Source organism: Desulfococcus multivorans, from assembly GCF_001854245.1.
GTDB classification, from domain to species: domain Bacteria; phylum Desulfobacterota; class Desulfobacteria; order Desulfobacterales; family Desulfococcaceae; genus Desulfococcus; species Desulfococcus multivorans.
This window is the reverse complement of sequence record NZ_CP015381.1, coordinates 3,242,356-3,268,365: the sequence shown is the minus strand read 5'-3', so window position 1 is coordinate 3,268,365 and position 26,010 is coordinate 3,242,356. Positions and strand designations below refer to the sequence as shown.

23 protein-coding genes are annotated in these 26,010 nt (G+C 55.2%); 16 read left to right on the top strand and 7 right to left on the bottom strand.

Annotated features, from left to right (window positions below):
- Window positions 1-197: 197 nt before the first annotated feature.
- Entirely contained in the window at window positions 198-1,043 is an 846-nt protein-coding gene (locus dmul_RS14265; RefSeq protein WP_020877947.1) for a WecB/TagA/CpsF family glycosyltransferase, read from the bottom strand.
- A 291-nt stretch (window positions 1,044-1,334) separates the two neighbouring features.
- Between dmul_RS14265 and dmul_RS20750 the strand changes: the two genes are divergently transcribed.
- Both dmul_RS20750 and dmul_RS14260 read left to right on the top strand, forming a co-directional pair.
- Window positions 1,335-1,703, top strand: coding sequence for a hypothetical protein (locus dmul_RS20750; RefSeq protein ID WP_201764197.1), 369 nt, complete (start codon window positions 1,335-1,337; stop codon window positions 1,701-1,703).
- Between the two features lie 36 nt (window positions 1,704-1,739).
- Window positions 1,740-2,801, top strand: coding sequence for an IS1634 family transposase (locus tag dmul_RS14260; RefSeq protein ID WP_020877949.1), 1,062 nt, complete (start codon window positions 1,740-1,742; stop codon window positions 2,799-2,801).
- Between the two features lie 924 nt (window positions 2,802-3,725).
- Here dmul_RS14260 and dmul_RS14255 read toward each other — a convergent pair.
- Both dmul_RS14255 and dmul_RS14250 read right to left on the bottom strand, forming a co-directional pair.
- Window positions 3,726-4,232, bottom strand: coding sequence for a hypothetical protein (locus dmul_RS14255; RefSeq protein WP_020877950.1), 507 nt, complete (start codon window positions 4,230-4,232; stop codon window positions 3,726-3,728).
- Window positions 4,233-4,235: 3 nt separating this feature from the next.
- Window positions 4,236-5,522 (bottom strand): PP2C family protein-serine/threonine phosphatase, encoded by a 1,287-nt coding sequence (locus tag dmul_RS14250; protein ID WP_200809331.1) that lies wholly within the window; start codon window positions 5,520-5,522, stop codon window positions 4,236-4,238.
- Between the two features lie 1,201 nt (window positions 5,523-6,723).
- On the opposite strand from dmul_RS14250, the gene dmul_RS14240 reads away from it, so the two are divergent.
- The 4 genes from dmul_RS14240 (at window position 6,724) to dmul_RS14225 (ending at window position 10,879) form a co-directional block, all read left to right on the top strand.
- Entirely contained in the window at window positions 6,724-7,752 is a 1,029-nt protein-coding gene (locus tag dmul_RS14240; RefSeq protein ID WP_020877953.1) for a type II asparaginase, read from the top strand.
- Between the two features lie 224 nt (window positions 7,753-7,976).
- Complete coding sequence (locus dmul_RS14235) at window positions 7,977-8,423, top strand: phosphate-starvation-inducible PsiE family protein (protein WP_020877955.1); 447 nt, start codon at window positions 7,977-7,979, stop codon at window positions 8,421-8,423.
- Window positions 8,424-8,634: 211 nt separating this feature from the next.
- Complete coding sequence (locus dmul_RS20510; protein WP_020877956.1) at window positions 8,635-10,059, top strand: ARMT1-like domain-containing protein; 1,425 nt, start codon at window positions 8,635-8,637, stop codon at window positions 10,057-10,059.
- On the top strand, window positions 10,043-10,879 hold the full coding sequence (locus dmul_RS14225; protein ID WP_020877957.1) for a radical SAM protein: 837 nt from the start codon (window positions 10,043-10,045) through the stop codon (window positions 10,877-10,879). Before dmul_RS20510 ends, dmul_RS14225 begins: the two co-directional genes overlap by 17 nt.
- A 276-nt stretch (window positions 10,880-11,155) precedes the next feature.
- Here dmul_RS14225 and dmul_RS14220 read toward each other — a convergent pair whose 3' ends face one another.
- Window positions 11,156-11,737 carry a single-stranded DNA-binding protein gene (locus dmul_RS14220; RefSeq protein WP_020877958.1) on the bottom strand — a complete coding sequence of 194 codons (582 nt, stop codon included), beginning with the start codon at window positions 11,735-11,737 and terminating at the stop codon, window positions 11,156-11,158.
- A 329-nt stretch (window positions 11,738-12,066) separates the two neighbouring features.
- Here dmul_RS14220 and dmul_RS14215 point away from each other — a divergent pair, with 329 nt between their 5' ends.
- Entirely contained in the window at window positions 12,067-13,263 is a 1,197-nt protein-coding gene (locus dmul_RS14215) for an ATP-binding response regulator (RefSeq protein ID WP_159449736.1), read from the top strand.
- A gap of 131 nt (window positions 13,264-13,394) precedes the next feature.
- Window positions 13,395-14,051, top strand: coding sequence for a hypothetical protein (locus tag dmul_RS14210; protein WP_020877960.1), 657 nt, complete (start codon window positions 13,395-13,397; stop codon window positions 14,049-14,051).
- Window positions 14,052-14,128: 77 nt separating this feature from the next.
- On the opposite strand, the gene dmul_RS14205 is transcribed toward dmul_RS14210, so the two are convergent.
- A complete protein-coding gene (locus dmul_RS14205) occupies window positions 14,129-14,611 on the bottom strand; it encodes an ACT domain-containing protein (RefSeq protein WP_020877961.1) in 483 nt (160 codons plus the stop codon).
- 454 nt (window positions 14,612-15,065) lie between these two features.
- Between dmul_RS14205 and dmul_RS14200 the strand changes: the two genes are divergently transcribed.
- The 7 genes from dmul_RS14200 to dmul_RS14170 all read left to right on the top strand — a co-directional run bounded on the left by dmul_RS14200 (window position 15,066) and on the right by dmul_RS14170 (window position 22,910).
- Window positions 15,066-15,698 (top strand): 4Fe-4S dicluster domain-containing protein, encoded by a 633-nt coding sequence (locus dmul_RS14200; RefSeq protein WP_020877962.1) that lies wholly within the window; start codon window positions 15,066-15,068, stop codon window positions 15,696-15,698.
- Window positions 15,699-15,714: 16 nt separating this feature from the next.
- The gene (locus tag dmul_RS14195) at window positions 15,715-16,596 is read left to right on the top strand and encodes a CoB--CoM heterodisulfide reductase iron-sulfur subunit B family protein (RefSeq protein ID WP_020877963.1); all 882 of its coding nucleotides are present in this window, start codon (window positions 15,715-15,717) and stop codon (window positions 16,594-16,596) included.
- A complete protein-coding gene (locus dmul_RS14190; RefSeq protein ID WP_020877964.1) occupies window positions 16,586-19,609 on the top strand; it encodes an FAD-dependent oxidoreductase in 3,024 nt (1,007 codons plus the stop codon). Before dmul_RS14195 ends, dmul_RS14190 begins: the two co-directional genes overlap by 11 nt.
- A gap of 68 nt (window positions 19,610-19,677) precedes the next feature.
- Window positions 19,678-20,190 carry a hydrogenase iron-sulfur subunit gene (locus tag dmul_RS20505; RefSeq protein ID WP_169433083.1) on the top strand — a complete coding sequence of 171 codons (513 nt, stop codon included), beginning with the start codon at window positions 19,678-19,680 and terminating at the stop codon, window positions 20,188-20,190.
- Complete coding sequence (locus dmul_RS14180; RefSeq protein WP_020877966.1) at window positions 20,187-20,855, top strand: methylenetetrahydrofolate reductase C-terminal domain-containing protein; 669 nt, start codon at window positions 20,187-20,189, stop codon at window positions 20,853-20,855. Before dmul_RS20505 ends, dmul_RS14180 begins: the two co-directional genes overlap by 4 nt.
- Window positions 20,848-21,783: a methylenetetrahydrofolate reductase gene (locus tag dmul_RS14175; protein WP_020877967.1), complete on the top strand. Its 936-nt coding sequence runs from the start codon at window positions 20,848-20,850 to the stop codon at window positions 21,781-21,783. Before dmul_RS14180 ends, dmul_RS14175 begins: the two co-directional genes overlap by 8 nt.
- An 8-nt stretch (window positions 21,784-21,791) precedes the next feature.
- Entirely contained in the window at window positions 21,792-22,910 is a 1,119-nt protein-coding gene (locus dmul_RS14170; RefSeq protein ID WP_020877968.1) for a Coenzyme F420 hydrogenase/dehydrogenase, beta subunit C-terminal domain, read from the top strand.
- Window positions 22,911-23,280: 370 nt separating this feature from the next.
- Here dmul_RS14170 and dmul_RS14160 read toward each other — a convergent pair whose 3' ends face one another.
- Window positions 23,281-23,799: an LEA/WHy family protein gene (locus dmul_RS14160; protein ID WP_040415909.1), complete on the bottom strand. Its 519-nt coding sequence runs from the start codon at window positions 23,797-23,799 to the stop codon at window positions 23,281-23,283.
- Between the two features lie 25 nt (window positions 23,800-23,824).
- A complete protein-coding gene (locus dmul_RS14155; RefSeq protein WP_020877970.1) occupies window positions 23,825-24,232 on the bottom strand; it encodes a nucleotide pyrophosphohydrolase in 408 nt (135 codons plus the stop codon).
- 436 nt (window positions 24,233-24,668) lie between these two features.
- Between dmul_RS14155 and dmul_RS14150 the strand changes: the two genes are divergently transcribed.
- A complete protein-coding gene (locus dmul_RS14150; RefSeq protein WP_020877971.1) occupies window positions 24,669-25,919 on the top strand; it encodes an AICARFT/IMPCHase bienzyme in 1,251 nt (416 codons plus the stop codon).
- Window positions 25,920-26,010: the final 91 nt, after the last annotated feature.

The window sequence follows — 26,010 nt, the reverse complement described above, 5'->3', positions numbered from 1 at the left end:
AATCGCTGCGACAATCAAGATTTGTAAAATTCACTCATTTTGGCAATAACCATGTAACGCCTAAAGCCCTGAGAGAAAAGGGCTTAGAAGATTTGCTGTCAAGAAATCCTCTGTTCTGAGCCTTTTATACGAATAATTTGTTACAGATCCTTTAACAGCAATGGTTTAGGGAAATTAACCGAAATTTGGCGCAACTTTTAAGTAATTCGCTTTCCCTTTTTCATTCCGAGGGAATGCTCCAAAAACCGGAAGACGAATTGAGGATACCTGATGCAATAGCGACGGAACAGTCTCTTCGGTTCCATCAGGAGCCTGAGGATCCACTCCAGTCCCATGTATCTCACGCAATCCGGGACTTTCAACGTCTCTCCTGACAAGAAATTGAACACGGCTCCCGCGCCGCCTCCAACGACCGGGTTGAGCCTGCCGCGATGATCGTAGAGCCACTTCTCCTGTTTCGGACAACCCAGGCTCACCCAGAGGAAATCAGCCCCCGAGTCGTTGATCATTCTCACATCCTCTTCATTCTCCTGAGGCGACAGAGGCCTGAAGGGGGGGGCGTACATACCGGCGATTTTCAGATTGGGATAACGCTGGAGCAACCGGGTCTTCAGATTGGCGAGGACCGCGGGCGTGTTGCCGTAGAAATAATGCGTGTATGAGAACCCATGGTTGGACAATTCAAAGACCGCTTCCATGAATTCTTCTATGCCGCATCGGTTGCAGAGCGGGAAGCCTTTCCATCGACCGTACCAGAGAAATGGAACCCCGTCCGGGATGGAAAGGTCGGCTTTTTCCATGACCTGGAAGTAATCCGCGGATTCGAGGGCAATCGCGACATTGTTGACGTTGGTGGAAGAAAGGTAGTGAAACGTCCTTTTCTCCTCCATCCACCGTTGAACGATCGCCAGGAGGTTTTCGACCTGCACTGCGTGGACTCTTACATCACAGATCCTGAACTCGCCGGGTTTCGTGGTGGACGTGTCAGCCGGCCGTTTGACTTCCGGAAGCCAATCTTTCTCGTATAGATTTTCGACACTCATGGCGCGCACGTACTCCGGGGATGACGTTCGATGCTTGAGCACTATTAGTATAGAGAATCCGTCAAAGTTATATGTGATTGGAATCACCGGTGCTGCCCATCATTACGGAAAACTTGGGTTTGAGATTTGTAGGCAGAATAGCGCCCCAAATCGGGCTGTCCGCGCGACCCGGCCATAATAAATTCAGTTTGTTGCACTCACCGCACATCCTCCCGGCCTTCAAAATATGTAGGCAAACGTTTATATACTAATATATTGATATTAATGAATAAAAATGCCATAAGTGTAAACATGTACCTCCGTTCAACGAAGCGACGAAACAAAGACGGCTCCGTGGTCGAGTACCTCCAGTTGGCGCAAAACGAGCGCCACCCGGATACCCGCAAGCCGGTCGCCAACATTATCCACAATTTCGGCCGGGCGAAGCAGCTCGACCGGCAGGAACTGATCCGCCTCTGCAGGTCCATCGCCCGGTTCTGCGGGCTGACGGTCAACGATCCCTTGGATCCGGCTTCGGGCGCCCTGCCGTCGCCTGAAGCGGGCTTCTTCGTCGACCCGAAGATCAGGAAAACCCGCTCTTTCGGCTGCCCGATGGTGATCGAGGCCCTCTGGGAGCGGCTGGGGCTGAAAAAGACGCTGGCGGATGTCGTCAAGGCCTAAGGACTGCAAGTTCTCTATGAAAGAGCGCTGCTGGCCATGACCGCCAACCGGCTGTGCGATCCCGAGTCCAAGCTTGGCGTATGGGACCGCTGGCTCGCCAGGGTCTATCTCCCATCCTGCGACGGACTCAAGCTCGACCACATGTACGAGGCGATGGACCTGATGTATGAGCATGCGGACAAGATCGAGGCGGCCATCTTCTTTCATATCGCCGATCTCTTCAATCTGGAGGTCGACCTGATCTTCTATGATACGACCACGGCTTCTTTCCATGTGGACCGAGAGGACGACCCCGACCGGCACGCCAATGCCACACTCCGGAAGTTCGGCCATTCCAGGGAGGGCACTTGGAGCCCCCAGGTGGTGGTCGCTCTGGCGGTAACCCGCGAGGGCATCCCCGTGCGCAGCTGGGTGCTGCCGGGCAACACCTCCGACGTGGCGACCGTCGAGAAGGTTCGGGCGGACCTGAGGGGCCGGCACCTGGGCCGTGCCATGTTTGTCGCCGACTCGGGCATGAACTCCGAGGACAACCGCAGGGAACTGGCCGGGGCCTGCGGCAAGTACCTCCTGGCCTGCCGCATGTCCAACGTGGCCGAGATCCGCAAAAAAGTCCTGAGCAAGCGCGGCCGCTACACCGTTTTCAAGGACAACCTCCATGCAAAGGCGGTCGTGGTCGGCGACGGCGAGCGGCGCAGGCGCTATATTCTCTGCTGCAACCCCAGGGAGGCCGAACGGCAGCGCAAGCACCGGGAGATGACCGTCGCCGTCCTGGAGAAGGCGCTCGAATCTCACAAGGATGCATCGGCAACCGCCCAATGGGCCATCGAGCTGCCGGCATCCCGCCGCTTCAAGCGCTACCTGAAGGTCACCAAGACCAACAAGGTCCGCATCGACCGGGGCAAAATACGGGAAGCGGAAACCTATGACGGCAAGTGGGTCCTCGAAACCAATGACGACACCATCAGCCTGGAGGACGCTGCCTGCGGCTACAAGGGCCTGATGGTCATCGAACCGTCGCCGAGTTGGCCTGCGGAAAGCCCTGGCACCAGATCCAGGTGGCGCTGGATGCGCTTCAGATCACAGAATTTTTCAATTTAAAATTCCGTGTGCTCATGCGCAACGAATTGCCCGCGTCAACCATCAACATACTTAAATTGTTAAAGATCACCCCTCAGAAGCAGGTCGTCGAGCTGGAAAAACTGTCCTGAAAACCCTCCGATTTTGTAGACACACGCTGAATCGCGTTCATTCGCTCGGATGCCCGTCCGTCAAGCCCTCGCGCGATTTTGTGTTTTTACAAAAATTAAACCCAAGGAAATGCAATAACCATACCATTGCCCTTAGATTTAAAATTCCAAATATAATTAATCGAATAAATTAAAGTAAGTATACTACATCTTTGCTTTCAGGGTGGCCTACTCGAAAGGTCTTCTTGTTGACGAGTTATTGCTTTCAGTACGAAAAATTGTCGCCATATCTGATACAGCATAGCGGGAAAAGTCAAAAATTGGATGTGATGCCTCAATAAATAGGACGATGTTCGTTTTTTGACTCGGGTTTCGGAGCAGTAGGTTCAAAAATCGGCGTGACGGGGTGCCGCGCAAGGCGCAGCACGACTGAATGGAATTCAGCGTGTACCTACTGCTCCTAAACTCAAGATGAAATTACAATCCGAATTTCATGGATTGAAAACATTTTTTGAAAACGGCGGGGTAGCGGGGTAAGTCGATAAATTTATGGGCGGGGTATGAAAAGCGTTACATTATTTCCGTCATGAAATTGGCATGTAGGCGTGACACTATTCGGATCTTAGCAAACAGGTATCAAATAATAATTACCTGATTTGCTTTTATGAATTGTATCTTTAATTTGATGTTGATTCGTTTTCTTTCAGAGAATCAAGAAAGCGGATGAGCAGAATGCAAAAATTTTAATGGTTGGAACAACCTGATGGGTCAATTTTGGTGAGCATAGGTGGGTCAATTTAAATTAGCGTCAAGGGAGAATCCCCTGACTGCGCGGTTAAAATTCAATTTCGAAGGTGTCTTCCTTCGCTTGTTCTTCCAATTCCGTCAGCTTGGTCATTTCATCCTTTACGGAAAAAATCGTTTTTTCCAGCTTTCCCAGCAAAACACTGTCGATTTGTTCAGATTTCTTGGCTTTAATTCCGATAATTTGAAACATATTCGCAAGATTATTGACGTTATGGTGAACAACACCAAGTGTTTTATTGATGTCTTTCAATCGATTCTCTCTAACTTTTGTTCGAATTTCGTTTTTCTTGAGAATAAAATATTGGGCCATAAAAAGGCCATTAATATAAGATATTGCTCCGCCGATAATGGCGATGATAACCGTTTCGAACAGCGCTTCTCTCCAGTTGATCGGCGTTGGATCAGCCCCTAAAATGAAATGGGGCAGGTCGAGTATTTCATCAAGCCATAACATAACAATAATAGCTAAAAATGCTATTATTTCATACTTTAATATGCGTTTTGAAGCAAAATTAAGAAAATTTTTTTTCTCCATGTTTCAATCCTTGATTGTCAGGTTTATTTGGGGTGAATGTTGTGTTGTTGCGTTTCTTTCCTTAAATTCAATCCCCAGGATACTGACATCATCCTGAAGTTTTGCGCTTCCGACAAAACGTTGAATCTCGAGGACAATCTCTTCCAGGATGTTGGCGATGGGCAGTCCGTTCTTGCTGTCGACAAGGGCGTGAAATCGCTCCTTCCCGAACAATGCCATTTTTTCATTCGTGAATTCAAATACGCCGTCGGTATACAGAATGATCTTGTCTCCCGCCGAAATGATCTTTTCTTCCTCCTCAAAGGGCAGGATGCCGTCGAGACCGATTATAGTTCCCCCCGTTTCCAACAGCTCGGTGGTTCCGTCGGCATGGACGAGGATGGGAGGCGGATGCGCGGCGTTACTGTAGATCAAATGACCGTTGCGGATATTCAGGATGAGATAGATGATGGTCAGAAACTTTTCGAAGCGTTCCCAGGGATATTCGGAATCCAGGGCCTTGAGCACCTCTCCCGGGGGCACAATTTCATAATTGGGAGAAAGGCCGGGTCTTTTCCGAATGGTATAACCCATGTGGGGTTGAAGCGTCTGGGAAATGGAAAAGGTCACCAGGGCGGGAGGGACCCCATGTCCACTGACGTCGATCATGTAAAAACCGAGGTGATCCTCATCGAGGCGGATCACATTGAAGATGTCGCCCCCAATCGTTTCACACGGCATGAATTTCCAGGCGATGTCCAAATTTTCAAATTTTGGCTGTTTTGCCAGTTTCTGCGGCAACAGGGACTGCTGAATCCCGGCGGCTGCCTGAAGATCTTCGTCGAGCTTCTTCTGCTTTTCGATCAATCTGGCATTGGTCATATGCAGAAAATAGTCGCTGAACGCGAAGATGGTGCGACTCAGACAATCATTGAGACGTTGCAGCGCCTCGAGCAGCGTGTCGCCTTTCAATTCTTTAACAAGAATCGGAACCAGGATCTGTCGGTAAATTTCAAAGGCTTTCTGGACTTCGGAGAGCGCAAAGCCGCCTTCCAGTCGCAGATCGCAGATTTTGGCGATAAAGGCATCTACTTTGGAATAGTCCCCGTACACGATCGCATCGAAGTTCGCCCGGCTCGACTGCGATGTTGTGGTTAAAAGCTCTTCAAAAGGGCGAGCGGCGTAGTGATCACTGACATTTTCGTGAAGGTGTTTCGCCCATTGGAGCGCCACCTGTTCACCATATTTCTGAAGCAGTTCGGTAAGATTCTGGATCATCAAAAGGCGCTCCGGATTGTTTGTAATCGTCATTTCTTCTCGGAAGCCGGGGAAGCCGGATGCTTCCTTCTTGTCGGCGTGGAAAATTCCTTATTTTCAACGCGACTCTCGGCTTTCAGCGGGTCGCCGGATAGAGACCGACTTACCCGCGGGGTTGGGAAAGTCGCGCTACGGGCTTGAAGGTCGACTGCCTCAGCGTCGACCGGCATTCGCGGCGGCCATTCTCTTCTGTGCCCGATATGTCGGCGGTCTTCAAGATATTTTGACCGTGATTGGACCTGTCACCTCTTCGTCGGAGTACGAGCATCAGCCCCAAAAGACCAAAACCGAAAACCGCGAGGGGGCCTGATCTGAGATCGGAATTTCCGTCCTGGACATGGAGAAATGAATCGGTGCTTTCAACATCGACATTGCGCGTAATTCCGGAATTCTCCTGTTGCTTCAATATGTTCACTGTTTCCCGGGCATAAACAAAGGTGGGCTGCGTGAAGGCCGCTTTCTCTGTTGCCGGCCCGGTAAAAAATATCGTAAAAAGAGATGATAAGACTAAAAATTTATAGAAATGTTTCATAACGCTCCGAAAACCAAAAGGTAGTCTGTATGTGATGCTTGGCGACCAGGTCCTGCAAATTCGCAGCACCGTGAAAACGGGCTTGGCAGCAGCTCGAATGCAACTTAAAGATCATCGATCGAATTTTTACGGAAAAGCAATCCGGTAAGAAGGCGGCTATGATTCGTTTCATCGTATGAAATTTCGAAGAGCGGGCACTATTTCCCGCAAAATTGTCAAAATTGAAGCCCGACTTTTCAGGCTACGTAACTTTCGATGCTTGGGGACGGTGCCGCCAGGGAACGCCCCACGCCGTTGTCTCAGGGACATAGGCTTAAGGCTGAAGGCGTGCGCCGTTGACGAATGGGGCGCTTATCCCCCTTCAACCTTTACGGTTACTATCACAACAACCAAAAACTTAATTATGAATCTTTATCATGATGCTGTGTAAAGTGCAATAGGTGCTTATTCTCAAATTTAGTGGGAAGATCTCTTCATTTTTTGATAGGGAATTGTACTCATGACTCCACAAGATTTTCTTCGGATCAATTACCTCGAACGCCATGCGGTTTTAGCGTCAGGGGCTCTGCCATGGGGACCGAGGTGGGCTGCATCGGCGGTCGGCGGCAATGGCCGCGCCGTGTGTCGTAATCGATGTGTGCCTTTACTTTCAGGCGATTGCATATGAAAATGGTTACAAACCGGTATCGGCGTAGAAAACGTGTCCGCCCCAGGATCGTCATCCTGGGGACCGGCGGCACCATTGCGGGGACGGCCGCATTCAACACGGCTGCGGGCTACATCTCCGGCAAGGTGGGTATCGAGGCCATGGTTGCCGCGGTGCCGGGTCTGGACGCCCTGGCCGACGTTCGGGGCGAGCAGATCGCCAATGTCGGGTCTCAGGACATGTCCTTTGCGATCATGATCCGGCTGGCCCACCGCATCAACGATCTTTTTTCCGCCGGGGCGGCGGACGGCATCGTCGTCACTCACGGCACGGACACCATGGAGGAGACCGCCCATTTCCTCAACCTGACCGTCAAGAGCCGGAAGCCCGTGGTCATGACCGGTGCCATGCGGCCTTCCACCGCCATCAGTGCGGACGGTCCGCTGAACCTTTACAACGCCGTCGCGGTGGCGGCGGACCCGAGGGCCGAAGGACGCGGCGTTCTGGTGGTTATGAACGACCGTATTCACGGGGCTCACTCCCTCACCAAGACGAATACGACGTCGGTGGAGACCTTTCTTTCGCCCATCAACGGGCTGATCGGAACCGTCATTTACGGGAAGGCCGACTATTTCAGGCGTCCTTTCAGAAGACACACGTATCGGAGCGAATTTTCCGTGGAGGGCGGTACCGTTTTGCCCCGTGTCGATATTCTGTATGCCTGCGCCGACATGCCTGCGGATCTGATCGACTGTTCGGTGGAGCGGGGGGCCAAAGGTATCGTCATTGCCGGAGACGGCAACGGAAACATGAATGCGGCCACCCTCTCCACCGCTGCGGCGGTGTCGGCCAAGGGCATCGTTATCGTCCGGAGCTCGCGGGTTCCCACCGGGACGGTAACCCGGAATGTCGAGGTGAACGACGACCAAACTGGCTTTCTCGTCTCTGACGAACTCAATCCGGCCAAGGCACGGATCCTGCTTATGCTGGCCCTTTCGAAGCGGAGAAGCCTTGCGGAACTGCAGCAGCTGTACTATACATACTAGCAAATCAATCTTCGATTTCCAGGAGGCGGGCTGTCTGATGGCGAGCCGCATCCCACGACATCAGACGGTCAGATTGAAGGGGACAGCCGCGGTAAACGGAGCCGTTATCCGTCTTTTTCGGGTCAATATTACGAATATCGACAGTCGAGTCCGGTTAACATACCGGCAAAAAATCATCTGAAGCGTTTCTTGAACCTTATGTCGACGCAGGGGGCACAAAGATCATGTTCGATATGCTGAAGCGATATGAACGGTTCATGATTCAGGCGCTGATGGTGATGATGGCGATCGTGCTGGGGCTTGTTACCATCGATCTCGGATGGCTCATCCTCCGGGATATTCTGGAACCGCCCATTTTTATCCTGAGCGTTAACCAACTCCTCGATATCTTCGGTCTCTTCATGCTGGTCGTGATCGGGATCGAGCTCCTGGAGACCATCATGAAAACCTATCTTACCCAGGGACAACCTCATTACGAGGTCGTTCTATCGGTGGCCATCATCGCCATTTCCCGAAAGGTCATCATCCTGGACCTCAAGGAAGTGGACAGCCTGAGCTTGATGGGTATCGCAGCGATTATCGTCGCTCTGACGGTCGGCTATTTTCTCATGAAGCGAGGGGAACGCTACAGCGGGCGGGATTTTTATCAGGGACCGGATGATCGGCGTTGAGTGTCTTTCAAGCCATTTGGAAAGCGGCCGGCTTGCGGCCCGCGATGACTTGTTTCGCAACCGGCGACGATAATCGGAAGAGGTGCGATTGGTCTGGGCGACAACCGAACAACGACGGGCTTTGACCCGAAGGATTCTGTTCCCGGAACGCCGTCCCGCACCCGAATTGCGAAGTGCCCGCTATTTCGGGCCCTTCCGGCGGCCGGGGACGATGACGATCGGTGATCGAAAAATCGCTCCCGAGATTTTCCAGGATACCCTCGATTCGACATTCGAAACCTACGACGAGTGGCTGGACCGGGTACTGAGAAAAACCCTCACAATGCTGACCCGTTCAGGAATACCAGTCGATAGGGGGGGACCGGATAACAGAGCGGTCGAAGAAACACTTCGGGAGGCGGGAAACGTTTTGGAATTCGAGATCTCGGCCGGGCTTCCCCTCCACGGAGCGGTGCCTCAGCAAATGTACGAGGATGTATTTGTTCGGCTGCTGTCGATGATGCCCAACGGCCCCGGCCCCATCCGCAATGTTCATCCGTATGCCGAATTCAACGCGCTCTGTCACCGCCTTGGCCTCATCCTGATGGCGACCATGGCCGATGCCGGCATTCTGGGTGACGGCACGGCAGACATCCCGCGGTTGATTCAAACAGCGGTACTTTCCGGATATGTAGGCATCAACCTTAAAAGTTCGGCGTCGGCGGCGTCCGACCTTCTCAACCGGAACCTCATCTCCATTGATCCCGGTTGGGTCGGGAGCATGGCGAAGGTGAGGGCGGTATCCCGACAGGCTCTCTCGGCCGTGGCCCGGGAACTGATCGACCTGACGTCGTCGGCCCTGGGCCGATTCGCTCTTGACTCCCTGGACATGTATTTTCGGGAAGTGGTGGAGACCGATCAGCCGACCCTCGTGGTCTTTTTCTGCGACGACTACCTTGAATCCATGATCGATTTGAAGCGATTCGAGGCCATGCTCCGTGGGAATCGCCGCCTGATCCTGCTCTTCGTGCCGCGAAACGGGCGTTACGGCAACGATCTTGCTGTTCAGGACATCCCCGCTGTTCTCGCGGAAAAACCCTACGCCGGCGTATGCGATCTTCTTCGGAACGGGCGGATTGCGATCAGTGGAAACGGACCTCGCGCCGGGTGCATCGATCCGCGGAGCGTCAGCGACGCTCTCATCGACGAGATCGATTGCCTGGGCGCGGGTCGTCGGATCATCCTGGAAACCAAGGGGTGCAGAAATTTCGAGATGCTCCGGGGAGATCTTCCGATGCCCTGGTACGCCGCTTTTAACTGCAACCGCGCCCTCAGTATCCGTACGGTTCAGGTGGACGGTTCGCCCGTGTTTCTCAGGATTCCGCCGGGGCTCAATGCCTATGACGGCTTCATGATGCCCCGTATCGGTCGAAGCCCGTCTTATGGAACCGCGGGCGTCCGGTTCGCGCGCATGACGACCCGCGCGCTTTATGATGTTCTGTGCGGCGATACATACCGTCGAATGCTGGGGCGCTTGGGGGATGAGTATGCCCTCAACCGCCGTTTGGCCGCCTATTGCCGGCGTGTCCGGAAACCCTTACCGGAGGCGATTGCGTCTTACGCTGAAACAGAGTGGATCCATGGACAAGGAAAGTAGAATTCACCACAATGTCACGCTGAAACGGATGAGCCTCGATTTTTTTCAGTTCATCCGATCCCAGCGATTCATCACTCGCCGGATGGGCCCGGCCTTCTCGGTCGGTCGCCGATTCGTGGAGATCGATATCACCTACCGTTGCAACCTGCGATGCGCCAATTGCAACCGGTCGTGTACCCAGGCCCCGACCGACATCGAGATGCCGACTTCGCGAATCGCCGATTTCATCAGCGAAAGCATCGAGAAGGGCATCCGGTGGCGGCGAATCCGGGTTTTGGGCGGCGAGCCCACGCTTCATCGGGATTTTTTTGACATCCTGCACCTCCTGTTGGCCTATCGTTCCCGCCACAATCCAGACCTGCGCATCGTGGTCTGCACCAACGGCCGGGGTGCCCGGGTTAACCGGGTTCTCGACCGACTTCCTCATGGTGTCGAGATCAAAAACACCTTCAAGACCGACCGACAACGGTTGTTCAGGCCTTTCAACAAGGCGCCCGTCGACAGCCTTTGGTACCGGTTTGCCGACTACACTTCCGGATGCCGAATCATCGAGGATTGCGGCATCGGACTAACACCCTCGGGCTATTATCCTTGCGCTATTGCCGGCGGCATCGATCGCGTCTTCGGCTTCGGCATGGGAAGGGAAAAACTTCCCGATCCCGGCGACCGAATGCTTGAGCATCTGGCGATTTTTTGCCCCTTGTGTGGTCACTTCGGCTTTTCCTGGCCGACGCGACGCGCGAAGTGCTCTCCTTCGTGGCGAAACGCCTACGCCGAATGGCTGGGCGGCCTCAGCCTGAAAAATGTTCATCTTTCGTAGAGATCGGAATAATTTCTCCATCCTTGTTATACGAGTTGAAATCAGCCGTCTCAACGGTGATGCCGGCCCCGTCCGTGATGCCTGGTGTGGAGAAGCCTCCTTGGGGTTGTGTCATTGGCGGCTTTAGACGCCGGCGGCAGGAAATGGTTTGCATGGAAAACGACAAGGCGCTGTTCGGGGGTGGGTCTTGGGGTCAAGATGCCCACCCTGAATTCAGCCGTTTTTTATCAATAGACTATCCTGGACTTATGAGTCGCGTGCAGGGGGGATTATGGATCAGAAGGGGATATCGTCGTCATCCGGACCTATATCGGGTTGCGAATTCCCTTTGAAACCCCTGTCGTCTGAATACCCTTTGTCGGGAGCGCCTTCCGAAGCGCTGGGCCCGCTCCCCGTGGGACCACCGGGATATCCGCCGCCGCCGGGACCCGGCCCGCCCGGGTAGCCGCCGCTCTGAGTTCCCTGACTGCCTTGGGGAGAGCGGTTGTATCCACCGCCCTGAGCATTCTGAGGCCCGACATCGTTCCGGGACCCCAGCATCTGCATGTTGTTGGCAACGATCTCCGTCGTATAGCGTTTGGTGCCGTCACGGTCCTCCCACTCCCGGGTCTGAATCCGACCCTCGATATAAACCTGCCGGCCTTTGGAAAGGTATTGGCCGCAGATTTCGGCCAGTTTCCGAAATGCAACGATACGGTGCCATTCAGTCCGCTCCCGTTTTTCCCCGGTCTCCTTGTCCCGCCATTCCTCGGATGTGGCTACGCTGAAGTTGGCGACGGCCGAGCCGTCCTGAAAGTAACGGATTTCCGGGTCCTGCCCCAGCCGGCCAATAATGATCGCTTTGTTGACTCCCGCCATGGTTATCTCCTTTGTTGACGCCGGAAGAGAACGAGGAGGTCAATCGGTTCTCCCTCCGGGCGATGTTAAACGGTTTATGGTGTAAACTCCGGCCGAATGACGTCACATACCGCCCATCAGTATTCGATGAAGCGCCTGTTTGTCAAACGGATAGATCCCGGGAGCTTTCGGCCGATGCCCCCTTTTCTCGGGACGCATCAAAAGTCGCTTGCATTTTTTGTCAATTGGTTTAGGGTAATCATAAAGAATACAAATTGTTGAGATGCCGTACTTCCGATCTGAGGAGATATTTCAAGCTGCTGATGCCAAAGGAATGGATGATGAGCAAAATGCCCCCGATGATTTTGATTGTGGATGATCTCCTTGAAAATATTCAACTTTTGACCTGCATTCTCCATCGGGAGGGCTATCGGATCTCCTTTGCCACCAGTGGGGTCGGACTGCCGGAAATCGCAGGAGACCTCCGACCGGACCTCATCCTTCTGGACATCGAGATGCCGGGCATCAAGGGCTACGAAGTCTGTCGGCGGCTGAAACGGGGGAAGGAAACGCGGGAGATCCCGGTGATTTTCATCAGCGCCCACTGGCGGATGCCCGAGGATGTTGTCAAAGGTTTTAAGGTGGGCGCTTCGGATTACATCACCAGGCCCTTCAGCAGGGCGGAGCTCCTGGCGCGGCTGAGGAATAACCTGGCGTTGAAATTCAGGACGGGAGAACTCAGGAATGCCTGCGATGAACTGGAGCGGCGGGTTCGGGAGCGTACGGCCGAACTGGAGCGTATTAACCTGCGGCTGGCTCTTGAAAATAAAGAACGGATTCGGACGGAACAGGAACTCCGGCGCCACCAGATGAAGCTTCGGTCTCTGACGGCAGAGCTGACCCTGATGGAGGAGCGTGACCGGCGCGAGATCGCAAGCGATATCCATGACAGCGTGGTGCAGTCCCTGGCGATGATCAAGATCGATCTTGGGCGGCTCAAGCGGTCGGTGAAGAACGCCGACCATGTGGCGGCCATCGACGGCATCATCCGTAATACCCGGGAGATCATCAAGGAAACGCGGGAGCTTTCTTATGAGCTCAGTTCGCCGATTCTCGACGAACTTGGACTTGCGGCTGCGGTCAAGCATCATATCGAAGACATCGCGGAGCGGCATGGTCTGACCATCGATTTTCATTGCACTGCCGACATCAAGATTCTGGATGATCCGACTCAAATCCATCTCTTTCGATCCATTCGGGAACTGCTTTTCAATGTCGTCAAGCATGCCCATGCCGCCCATGTAGACATCTGCATCACGCGTAATGGCGACCGCATCACCGTTGTGGTAGAGGATGACGGGGTCGGCTTTGACGCCGCCGAAAATCGTTTCAGCGCCGAGGGGGGTGGTTTCGGACTCTTTTCCATCCGGGAGCGCCTCTGTCATCTCGGCGGAGAGTTCGTCATCACCGCTTCGCCCGGCAGCGGCACTCGTGTGGTGTTGTCCGCACCGGTCAAATCGGAGTCGGTTTTTTCCTGCAGAGTATGATCTCGGGGAATCGCAATAGTATTTGACAAATTTGTTTTGGATACAGTATCTTGATCTACTTTTTTTAGATCAGGAAATATCTCGTATAGAACAACATCAACCCGTCATACCTGGTGTGAAAAGGAGTGAACATGGATTTTAAGTCTCATCTGGAAACCGCATGGCATCTGACGCTGAAATACATCGTGTCCCTGTTGCTTATAACCTTGGTCATGGGGGTGGTCAGTTTCCTCTCCCTCGGGATCCTGGCGCCGGTCACGATGGCTGGTTATATGCAGTCGATTCTGATGATGGTAAGGAGCGGACGGGAGCCGAAGATTCAGGACCTTTTTTCGGAAATGCGGCTGTTTCTGCCGCTTCTGGCCTTCGGCATCGTCGTGGCGATTGCATCGATGATCGGTTTTTCCATACTGTTCCTTCCCGGCATCGTGATCGTTTGCGGGGTGACCTTTGTCTGCCTGTACATGATGCCCCTCATGACCGACCGGAACTTTGGGCTGATCGATGCCGTAAAGGAGAGCTTTCGAATCGTGACGGGGGACGGGCTGATGGACCACGTGATCGTCGCGATTCTTTTCATGGGGATATCGGCCATCGGCAGTTCCGTATTCGTGGGGTGGCTTTTTACCCAGCCTCTGGCCACTGTGTTCCTCATGCGGGTCTATGAGGAAAAGGTCGCCGGCAATGCCCCGACGCCGCCTGCCACTCAGCCCCCATTTCCTCCGGAAGGCCCCGATAAGACCCGTGACAATTCGGAAGATGAGATCACCCTCAAATACAAGATGTGACGAAACCGCTTATCCTGGGCATGCTCCCTGGTCTGCCGGACCAGGGGGCATGCCCTCGTGTTCTGTCGCCGATGGGGTTACTCGGCGAAAATCCTGGAAGCCAGTTGGATATCCTCGGGGCAGAACACAAAAAGGCATTTTTCCTCGGGAGAGGAAACGGACCCGTAGACGTAGTTGATGTTGATGCCTGCCTCGCCGAATCGGTTGGTGATCCTTGCCAGTTCGCCGGGTCGGTTTTCGAGCTTGACGGCGATAACCTCAACTGTGTCGAAGAGATAATCGTGCTTTTCCAAAAGTTGAACCGCTTCCTCGGTTTTATCCGTCAGGAGTCGGATCAGGGCGAATTCGGAGGAATCCTTTCGCATGGAGTTGTAGCTGGCGCTCGAGGCGATCCGCTTCAGGGATTTCCCACGGGCCTGAAACAGGGCCTGTACATAGGCCGAGGCATCCTGGATGGTGATGGCATCGATGTTGATGCCTGCGTCGGCGAAGAGGGTCGACAGCCGCCCCAACTCTCCGGGAACATTTTTGAGAAACAGCGATATTTCCGTTCGAACCATTTTTTCTCCTTTTTTTGAGAGTCATCCAAATCGTCGATCTGACCATAGACAATGTCAGATTTGAAGTCAACCCTATCCCTCTGCTTTCTTTCCGTTTCAAATTCCATACGCTGTTACCCGCCGGCGAAGGTCCGCCGATGTCTCTCCTCACATTCGTCGTCGAATATGATGATGAGATCGTTGGCGGAGGTGATCATGTTGGTTGATTCCAAAAAAAAGATTGCTGCCCCTGGGCATTTTGTTCTTGACAAATGGACGACGATAAATCTAATAAATATCATTCATAAAATTTTTCATTGCACATTGATTGACAGGTTGCCTTTGTCAAACAGGGTGGCATCAACGCCTATTTGGGTGCCAATCACGCCGATTCCACGGAAACAGATCCTATCGACAGCGACAGCGGTATGCGGGCTGGCCTCGAAATAAAACCCTTCACGGAGAAGGAGAAAAAATGACGGGACCATTACTCGAATTCAGGCCCGAGCAGGCAAAACCCCTGCTCCAGGAGGTCATGGAACGCTCGGGGCAGATGCTGACCGCCTGCTACCAGTGCCGCCGATGTGCGGCCGGATGTACGGTGGCCGACGAAACCGGTTTTTTCACCCCCAACATCTTGATTCGCACCGTTATTCTGGGCGATCGGGAAACGGCCCTCTCCAACCCTCTGGTCTGGAAATGCGTCTCCTGCTACACATGCGGTACGCGCTGCCCCAACGACATTCAGACCGCCAGAATCACCGAGACTCTCAAAAAGATGGCCAAGGAGGCACACATCGCACCGCTTCAGCCAAAGGTGGCAGCGTTCCATGACAGCTTTTTGGAATCGGGTTTGCGGTGGGGCCGGGTCAACGAGATGGAATTCATGGGTGTCTACGAAATGAAAAACATCATAAGAGAGGCGCGTGCCAGGAATTACGAGGCCATCGTCGACGAGTTGAAGACGCAGGCGAAGCTGGGTATGGCCATGTTCAGGCTGAAGCGCATGCATGCCGGTTTCATGACGACAAAAGGACGAAAGGAAATCAAGGCGCTATATCGCAAGACCCGCAAAAAACCGGGGGTCTCACCCCGCGTGAACCCTTAGAGGAAAGAGGTAGATCATGGAAATCGCGTATTACCCCGGATGCTCCCTGAAACAGTCGTCCGCGCTGTACGATATCCAGAGCCGCCGGATTTTTTCCGAATTGGGGGTTGAGCTGAAGGAAATCGAGGACTGGAACTGCTGCGGCGCCACATCCGCCGGAAAGGTGGATGATTTTCTGGCCGTGGCCATGCCGGCTCGAAACATCGGCATTGCAGAGGCTGCCGGGTACCGGGAGATCGTAATCCCCTGTTCCGCCTGCTACTCCAGGACTCTCGTGGCACAGCAGCGGCTTGAAGGCGACGCCCGGCTGAAGGCGGAGATCAATGGTGCTTTCGCCAAAAAAATGAACGGCGGCTTGAAGATCTCTTCCATTCTAGAGGTGCTGCTTGGTCGAATCGCGGCGGGCGCCCTCGAGCCCAAGCTCAAGAGAAAGTTCAGACGGCTCAAGCCCGTATGCTACTATGGTTGTATGCAGACCCGTTTTCCCTTCACGGTGCCGGTTCCCGACGATGTGGAAAATCCTCAGGGCATGGAAACGGTGCTGGGCGCACTGGGTGTCAAAGCCATCGACTGGAGTCACAAAACCTTTTGCTGCGGTGCGTCGGCTGCCGTCAACGATCCCGAAACGTCCCTGAATCTGATGGGGAAAATCATGAAAGATGCGCTTCTCAGGGGAGCCAACTGCTTCGTGGCGACCTGTCCCATGTGTCAGTTGAACCTGGACGCCCATCAGGATGCGTTCTGCCGAAGGAGCGGTATCGAAGAGCGACTTCCGGTCTTTTTTATCACAGAGGTTGTCGGCGCGGCGATGGGAATATCCCCGGAGGCGCTTCAGGTGGATCGGCATTTTATAGACGGGACCACACTTTTAAAGGAGCTGGAGGGAGATGAACGATAGTCGACAACACATCAAACGCGGCTCGGTTCTGATCGCGGGCGGCGGGATCGGCGGCATGCAGGCCGCTCTCGATCTTGCGGACAGCGGGTTTAAGGTCCATATGATTCAGCGGGAATCCTCCATTGGCGGAACAATGGCGATGCTGGACAAGACCTTTCCCACGGGTGACTGCTCCATGTGCATGATTTCGCCCAAGATGGTGGAGGTGGGGCGGCATCCCAACATCGAAATTCACACCCTCTCGAATGTCGAGGCGGTTTCAGGTCTCCCGGGCGACTTCACCGTAACCGTCCGGGAGCAGCCGCGGTTCGTGATCCCGGAGCGCTGTACCGGGTGCGGTGCCTGTGAGAAGAAATGTCCTAAGCTGGTGGTGAATACTTTTGAACAGGGTCTCAGCAAGCGTAAGGCCATCTATACGATCCTGCCCCAGGCGGTCCCCCATACCCGGGTCATCGACAAAGACAACTGCATTTATCTGACCAAGGGGAAGTGCAGGGCCTGTACCAAATTCTGTGAGACGGACGCCATCAACTTCGAGGATACGGAGAAGGTCTACGATCTCCAGGTGGGCGCCATCATCCTGAGTCCGGGGCTGGATCGATACGATCCGAAGGTCCGCGGAGAACTCGGTTTCGGCCGTTGGCCCAATGTGGTGACCTCCATCCAGTTCGAGCGAATTCTCTCCGCCTCCGGCCCCTTCATGGGAGAGGTGAAGCGCCCTTCGGACGAGCGACACCCCAAGAAGGTCGCCTGGATCCAGTGCGTGGGATCCAGAGACCCGCGGAACGCCAATCCCTGGTGTTCTTCGGTTTGCTGCATGTACGCCACCAAGCAGGCGGTCATCGCCAAGGAGCACGACGGCAGCATTCAGCCGACGATCTTCTACATGGAGATGCGTGCTTTCGGCAAGGACTTCGACAAATATGTCGATCGTGCCAGAAACCAATACGGCGTCGTCTACCGGCGAACCATGATTTCCGACATCAAGGAGGAGCCCGGCACCGGGAACCTGCTGCTCCGGTATGCGGCAATCGATGGAACCATGGTGGACGAAATGTTCGATATGGTGGTCCTCTCCATTGGTTTTGAGCCTCACCGTGACGCTCTGGCCTTCGCCAAGACCTTTGGCATCGACGCCAATGTGCATCGATTTGCCAAAACCGCTACCCTGGCACCGGTGGAGACCAGCCGGGAGGGAGTTTACGTCACGGGCACCTTCCAGGGGCCCAAGGATATCCCCGAGACGGTGGCCCAGGGCAGCGCCGTTGCCGGACGGGCCATGGCCCTTCTGGGCGAAGCCCGGGGGACCGAGATCGTGGCTCCTGAACTGCCGCCCGAAACCGACATCACCGGCCAGGAGGCCCGGGTGGGGGTGTTTGTCTGTCACTGCGGCATCAATATCGCCCAGACCGTGGATGTTAAAAAGGTGGCCGAAGAGATGCGGGGGCTGCCGGAGGTCGTCTATTCGGACGATCTCATGTACGCCTGTGCCCCCGACGGTCAGGAGCGGATCAAGGATGTCATCCGGGAAAAGAAGCTCAACCGGGTCATCGTGGCCTCCTGTACGCCCCGGACCCATGCGCCGCTTTTCCAAGACACCATTCGGGATGCCGGACTCAACAAATATCTTTTCGAACTGGCGGACATCCGGGAGCAGTGTTCCTGGTGCCACATGGGCCAGAAGGATGTCGCCACCCAAAAGGCTTCCCGGATTGTCAAAATGAACATTGCCAAAGCCAGGAAGCTCCAACCGGTACAGACGGAGTCGGTGCCGGTGATTCCCGGTGCCATGGTCATCGGCGGCGGCCTGGCCGGCATGACGACGGCGCTGGCCCTGGGAGATCAGGGGTTTGATGTCCATGTCGTTGAAAAAGAGGAGCGTCTGGGCGGTCTGGCCGCAGGCGTTTACCGGACCTTGGACGGCGCCGACGTACAGTCATTCGTGAAGGCTCGGATCGATCAGGTGAAGGCCCACCCCAGAATCAACGTTCACACCGGGGCGGAGGTTGACGGCACCGGCGGGTATATCGGCAATTTCAAGACCACCCTCACCAACGGAGATGTCTTCGAGCATGGCGTTATCGTCGTGGCCACCGGAGGTGTGGAATACACACCCCGGGAATACGGCTACGGAGAGAGTGACAGGATCATCACCCAACGGGATCTGGAGAAGCGGATTGCCCAGGGGATGGATCCGGGAGACCGGCATTTTCTCATGATCCAGTGTGTCGGCTCCCGCGAGGAACCCCACAACTACTGCTCCCGGATCTGTTGCCAGGATGCCGTCAAGAATGCCATCGCCATCAAGGAAGCCTCCCCGACGGCTCAGGTGACAATTCTATACCGGGATATACGGACTTACGGTCTGCGGGAGGATTACTACCAGCGGGCGAGGGCGTTGGGGGTGCTGTTCGTTCGTTTCGAACCGGACCGAAAACCCGACGTAACCGTATCAGGAGACAGGCTGCGGGTCACGGCCTATGATTATGTTCTCAATCGCGAGGTGGGCTTTTCACCGGATTGGGTAGTCCTCTCTACAGGACTGCGGCCCCATCCGCTGACCGAGAAGATCGGCCGCCAGTACAAGCTGACGGTCAATCCGGACGGGTATTTTCTTGAGGCCCACGTAAAACTTCGGCCTGTGGACTTTCCCAGCGAAGGCATTTACGTGGCGGGGCTGGCCCACGCCCCCAAGAACCTGGATGAAACCTTGAGTCAGGCACTGGCTGCCGCCGGCCGGGCGGGCGTGGTGCTTTCCCACGACCGTCTGAGCGTGTCGGGGATTATTTCCAAACACAACCGGGATATTTGCATGTCCTGCCTGGCCTGCCTGCGGCTCTGCCCCTTCGGCTCGCCGTTTATCGATGAGGACGGGAAGATCAGCCACAACGAGGTGATCTGCACCGGGTGCGGCATCTGTGCCGGCGTCTGTCCGGCCAAGGCGTTCCAGGTCAACAGCTTCCGGGACGATCAGATCATCGCCATGATCGACGCGGCCACGGAGATGGAATAGGACGGCACTCTGCAGCGCACTGTGAAGGGAGCCATCGGGATCACCGAACAAAAAAAGGAAAACATACCATGACCGGACTACCACAAACGACAGTGCGGGAGACGGCCGTCCCTTTGGAGGCACCCCGGGAGGCGCCTCCTGGATGGGAGCCCAGGATTCTTGCCATCGCCTGCCATTACTGCGCATTCGCGGCAGCCGACCTGGCGGGTGTCATGCGATTATCCTATTCTCCCAATGTCATGATCATCCGCCTGCCCTGCACCGGCAAACTGGACCACAGTTATGTGCTCCGTGCTTTTGAGCGCGGCGTGGACGGCCTGTTCGTGGCCGGGTGACTGGAAGGACAATGTCATTTCCTGGAAGGAAATCTCAACGCGAAGAAACGAGTCCATCATCTCAAAAAATTGCTGTCCCAGGTCGGCATCGATCCGGACAGGCTTGAGATGTACAATCTCTCTGCGGCCATGGGACCGAGATGGGCGGAGATCTGCACCGAATTCACAGAGAAGATCAGAGCGCTTGGTCCGTCTCCCATCTGGTTTGCTCTTAGGGAAGCTAAGGAAAGGAGTAAGGCAGGATGATCGTCGGAGAACAAAAACCCCTGGAAGAAATTTGGGACATGATCAAGGGCCACAAGAAGGTCCTGGTCTTTGGCTGCAACACCTGTGTGGCGGTCTGCCAGCAGGGCGGCAACAAGGAGGCGGAGATCCTGGCGTCCATGCTGCGGATGAAGGCCGTTCAGGAAAATGTCGACATCGAGATCACCGATTCCGGCATCGAACGCCAGTGTGAACATGAATTTTTCGAAAAAGCCGAGAGCCGGATCCAGGCTACCGAAGCCGTATTGAGCACCGCCTGCGGTATCGGCGTCCAGTTCATGGCTGAGAAATATCCAAAGCCCATCTATCCCGGCTTGAACACGACATTCCTGGGAGCTGTGGAGCGACTAGGCGTCTATACCGAGCGGTGCCAGGCCTGCGGTGCGTGTATCCTCGGGAGGACCGGGGGCATCTGTCCCATCGCCCGGTGTGCCAAGCGCATACTGAACGGACCCTGCGGGGGGTCCACCAAAGGGAAGTGCGAAATCAGCAAGGATGTGGACTGTGCCTGGCAGCTCATCATAGATCGCCTGAAGCTGCTGGGTCGCATGGCGGACTACGAGGCCCTGGCCCCCATTAAGGACTGGTCCACCGACAGGGCCGGCGGACCCCGAAAACTGGTGAGGGAGGATCTGATCGATGAGTAAAGAAAGCCGGACCCCAAGTAAACTGGAAAAGATTCTCGCCGCAGGTCATTTCGGCGTCACCTCCGAGTGCGGCCCGCCCCGCGGAAGCGACCCTGAAGCGATCAGTGAAAAGGCGGCTCTGATCCGGAATCATGTCGACGCCGTAAATATCACGGATAACCAGACCTCCGTCTGCCGAATGTGCTCGCTGGCGGCCTGTATCCGCCTCAAGACCCTGGGGGTGGAGCCGGTGCTGCAGATGGTGACCCGGGACCGAAACCGCATCGCCCTCCAGAGCGATATCCTGGGGGCTGCGTCCTGGGATATCAACAACATTCTCTGCCTTTCCGGGGATCATCAGAGTTTCGGCGATCACGCCAAAGGGCAGAACGTTCATGATCTGGATTCCATGCAGTTGCTCCAGACCGTTCGACTGATGCGGGACGAGGGCAAGTTCCTCGGTGGAGACGAGATCAAGCGTCCTCCGAAGATGTTTGTGGGCGCCGCGGCCAATCCTTTTGCCGATCCTTACGAAATCCGGGTTTCGCGCCTCGCCAAAAAGGTGGCTGCCGGGGCCGAGTTTATCCAGACCCAATGCATTTACAACATGGAGAAGTTCGAAGACTGGATGAAGCAGATTGTGGATCGAGGGCTTCACGAGAAGGTGTATATCATGGCGGGGCTGACGCCCATGAAATCCGTCGGCATGGCCCGTTACATGAAAAATCGGGTGCCGGGAATGGATGTTCCCGATGCGATCGTCAAGCGGCTGGCCGATACGCCCAAGGAAAAGCAGGCTGAGGAGGGCATCAAGATCTGCATCGAGCAGATTCAGCGTCTCAAGGAAGTCAAAGGCGTTGCCGGCTTCCACATCATGGCCATCGAGTGGGAAGAGAAGGTGCCTGAGATCGTGGAAGCGGCAGGATTGTACCCCCGGCCGGAAGTGTAGGAGGGACCATGAAAACCTTTAATGACTTGATAGACGAAGTCCAGAAGCCCGGCCTTTGTCACCGTTGCGGGGGATGTGTGACCTTCTGCACGTCGATCAACTACGGCGCACTGAAGCTCGGTGACGACGGATCACCGCAGTACGCGGACCGCGAAAAATGCATCGAGTGCGGCCTTTGCTATTCGATATGTCCTGAAATCGATGAATATCAGGAGGAAACCAAAAAAGTGGCCGGTTGGACGCCGCCCATGGGCCATATCATCGAGACCCTGACGGCAAGAGCCGCCGATCCGGCGATACGGGCCAAAGCCACGGACGGGGGCGTGGTCACGGCGCTTCTCGTCCATCTGTTTGATCGGGGACATATCGACGGCGCCATTGTGACCCGGCAGATGGGGCCCTTCGAGCGGGATCCCATGCTGGCCGCCACCCGCCAGGAGATTATCGACTCGGCGGGGTTCTATTTCGACAGCTCTCACGGCGTCAAGCACTTCGGACATGACTATTCCACCTATTCCCCATCGGTTCAGGAGTTCCGGCCCATGATGCAGAAGGGACTCAGGCGGGTCGCGCTGGTGGGTACGCCCTGTCAGATCAAAACCCTTCGAAAGATGGAGGCCATGAGTATCGTGCCGTCCGACAGTATCCGATATACCCTGGGCCTCTTCTGTTCGGGAAATTTCATATTCGACGAGGAAGAGCGGCGGAGGCTCGAGGGTATCGCCGGAATCTCCTGGAACGATGTCCGGAAAATCAACATCAAGGATGAGTTGATGATTCATCTGACCTCGGGCGCCCTTAAAACGCTGCCTCTTGAGAAGATCGATTTCATGAAACGGTACGCCTGCCGATTCTGTCCGGATTACGCCTCCGAGTATGCCGACGTCTCCTTTGGCGGAATCGGTTCGTTGGAAGGCTGGACTACCGTGATCACCCGTTCGCCCGTTGGACGTGCCATCATAGCCGATGCCAAAAACAGCACGCTGGAGGTCTACGGCGTCTCCAGCCGTCCCGATATGACCGCCGAGATCCAGGACAAGGTTTGGGAAAAATCGAGGAAAAAGAAAGAATACTCCCAGCGGATGCATGACGCCCTGCTTCTCGCCCAGCGGGGCGGACGCGGCTGAACCGCGCGTCTCGCCGCCGCCCTCCCCGGGCTGCGATCCCCTCCCAGCGTTTCAGGGTTCGCAGCCCGTTTTCTACCGCTCAGGAATATTTTTTTCCTTTTATCTCCCGGTACCTGCCCCGGAGCGACGGATGATTATCGTTTTCTCCGAAACTGATTTAGAAAGAGATGTAACGCGACCGTCCGTTTAATGGAAGAAAACGTGCTGAAAGCCATACGGGACGCCGGGAAACCGGTGCGGCCGGGGGGGATGTCGCGGCCATGGTCGGCATGGAAACCCAGGCGGCATCCAAGGTGAATGCAAAGTTGAGAAAAGCGGGGAAGATGACTTCACCGAAGCGCTGCTGCTACGCCCCGGTCGAGGGATAGGTCTACCTCTGTTTTCGTGTGTGAATTCCGTCGAGAGAAAGTTCGCCCGTGTGGGAGAAGGGGAGGGTCGACGGCATCAAAAATCCTCCCTCGATGCGGACATTCCCGCGAATACCGTATTTCAACGGCTCTTGATCCCTTATCTTCAAAAGTCCCTGGGCCAGGTCGATCATGGATGAATAGAGCGTCATGGGAACGAGGGCGGTGTCATAGGCCGGAAGGGTTGTTTCCATGCGAGAGACGCCATGGGCGACGTCTTTGCCGTCGACCGTAAGCCTTACGTCCGCGCCTTTCAGCGTGAGGGGAACGTCGTTGGTGTTAAGGAGGCGGAGAGTTACCGTCATGACCGTCTCGAATACGGTGGTGCTATCGACCTCTATCCGGGTGAGAGAGATGTAGGGTGCTTCGAGTCTTTTGCCCGGAGCCGCGCATCCCAGGAGGAGCAGGAAAGCGAGAGCGGCCGCAAACGGAGCCCCGGCTGCCCGGCGCCGCTGAAGCGGTTCCCAACGCCTGACAATCATTGATGAAGGCGGTATTTTCAACGCCTTATAAATCCGAGGTGAATGATTTGCGAAGTTTCGGGTTGTTCCGGTGTCTGTTTTCATCGCGACGGGTCTTCTTTTCAAGGTTTTTGCAAAGGGCGTCCGTCAGGTCGACGCCGGTCTGGTTGGCAATGCATACGAGCACAAACATCACATCGGCCAGTTCATCGGCCAGCGTATCCTTGGGATCCGGGAACGGACCGTCGAAAGGCTCGCCTGAACGCGCCACGTCATCAGCGGATCTTTTGAAACTCTGGTCTCCGAAGACGCGGGACATGATCCGAGCGACTTCTCCGACCTCTTCCACCAACTGGGCCAGGTTGGTGAGCTCCGAAAAATAGCGCACTCCGATGGTGCGCACCCATTCATCCACCATTTTCTGATATGACGTGATGCTCAACGCCGTCGTCATGATTCTCCTTTTATTCCGTCCTCAACTTTCGGCTGTCACAGGCCGTATCCTTCCGGCCCTGCTATCCGGTCACCATCATGAAAGTCGAGAGCTGCGTTCCGTCAATCCGCCGCGCGACAGATTCTACTCAATTCGAGGATGGATACATGGTAACAGTACCTGTTTTTATAAATATCACAGTTTTCCCAAAAGGAAAAGCAAAGCGATGGCTTGTTTCCGGTCGTCCCGACGCGGTGTTGTCCCACTATACGGATTCGCCCGACCGTGTGTCGGGTGATGCCGGCCCCGTCGTTTGAAAAACCTATAGCGGGGGATCTCCGACTTGACCGCAACAGGGCGGTCTGTTACAAAATCGAAAATCTTTTTGCGCGGTTGGCCGGAAAGCCGTGCGACGATGTCTTTCACCATCCCGAGGCCGTCATGGAAGGAGTCACGTATGACAGAAAATCTTAAAAAAATGTACCAGACCATCAATGAGGATCATTTCCCACCGGAGATGGAGATCAGTTTTATAGAAGGGACCGAACGGCAGACTTTGTTCTACGAGAAGGTCACGTGGGCCATCGATGGTGTCCAGAAGGGGTTGCGGTACGGTGAAAACCCCGGACAGGAGGCGGCGCTCTATCGATTGGTCAACGGCAATCTGATGCTGGGGGATATCGAGACCCTCCTCCCCGGGCAATACCTGGCTTCGGACATCGAACTGCTCCAGTCGGGGAAGCATCCGGGGAAGACCAACCTGACCGACACGGACAACGCTCTGAACATTCTCCGATACTTCGACGACAAGCCGACAGCGGTGATCGTCAAGCATAACAACCCCTGTGGGGCAGCTCGGGCGGATACCCTTTCGAACGCCTATCACAGGGCTTACATGGCCGACCGGGTAGCCGCTTTCGGCGGCTGTATTGCGCTCAATCGTTCAGTGGATAAGACCACCGCGGAGGCGGTCTCGGACCAGTATGCCGAAGTGGTGGTTGCCCCCGATTTTGAAGAAGGCGTTCTCGATATTCTGGGACGCCGGAAAAACCTGCGGGTCATCCGAATCGGTAACATCGCTCGTCTCAAAAATTTCATCGGCAAGCGTTTCGTGGAATTCAAAAGCCTCATTGACGGAGGCCATATTGTCCAGTGGTCGTTTGTTCCCACAGCGAGAACTCCGACAGACCTGAAACTTGCCGAGTGCGAGTATCAGGGAAAGACCTACCGGGTCCGTCGGGAGCCGACCTCCCGGGAGTATGAAGACATGCTGTTTGGATGGTTGGTGGAATCGGGCATCACCTCCAATTCCGTGATTTATGTCAAGGATCTGGTTACAGTCGGCATCGGCACCGGGGAGCAGGATCGCGTGGGTGTGGCCGAGATCGCGCGAGACAAGGCCTACCGGAAGTTGGCGGACCGATACTGTTTCGAGGCGCATGGCATCCCCTATAAGGAGCTTACGGATCCTGACCGAAGGGCAGCGATCGACGCACGGGTCGCCGAGGAGCGAGGGGGGTTGACGGGTGCCGCCATGGTAAGCGATGCTTTTTTCCCTTTCCGTGACGGCATCGATGTCGGTATTCAGGAAGGGGTGACGGCCGTGATACAGCCCGGCGGCTCGTCCAACGACTATCAGTCGATCGAGGCGTGCAATGCGGCGGGGGTCACCATGGTTTACACCGGTCAGAGAAGCTTCAAACACTGATTTCCGCAACGATCGTCGCTCACGGGGTCGGATGGATCCCGTCCTGCCGGGGCGGGATATTTGTCTCAACAATGAAAATGTCTTATAGTAA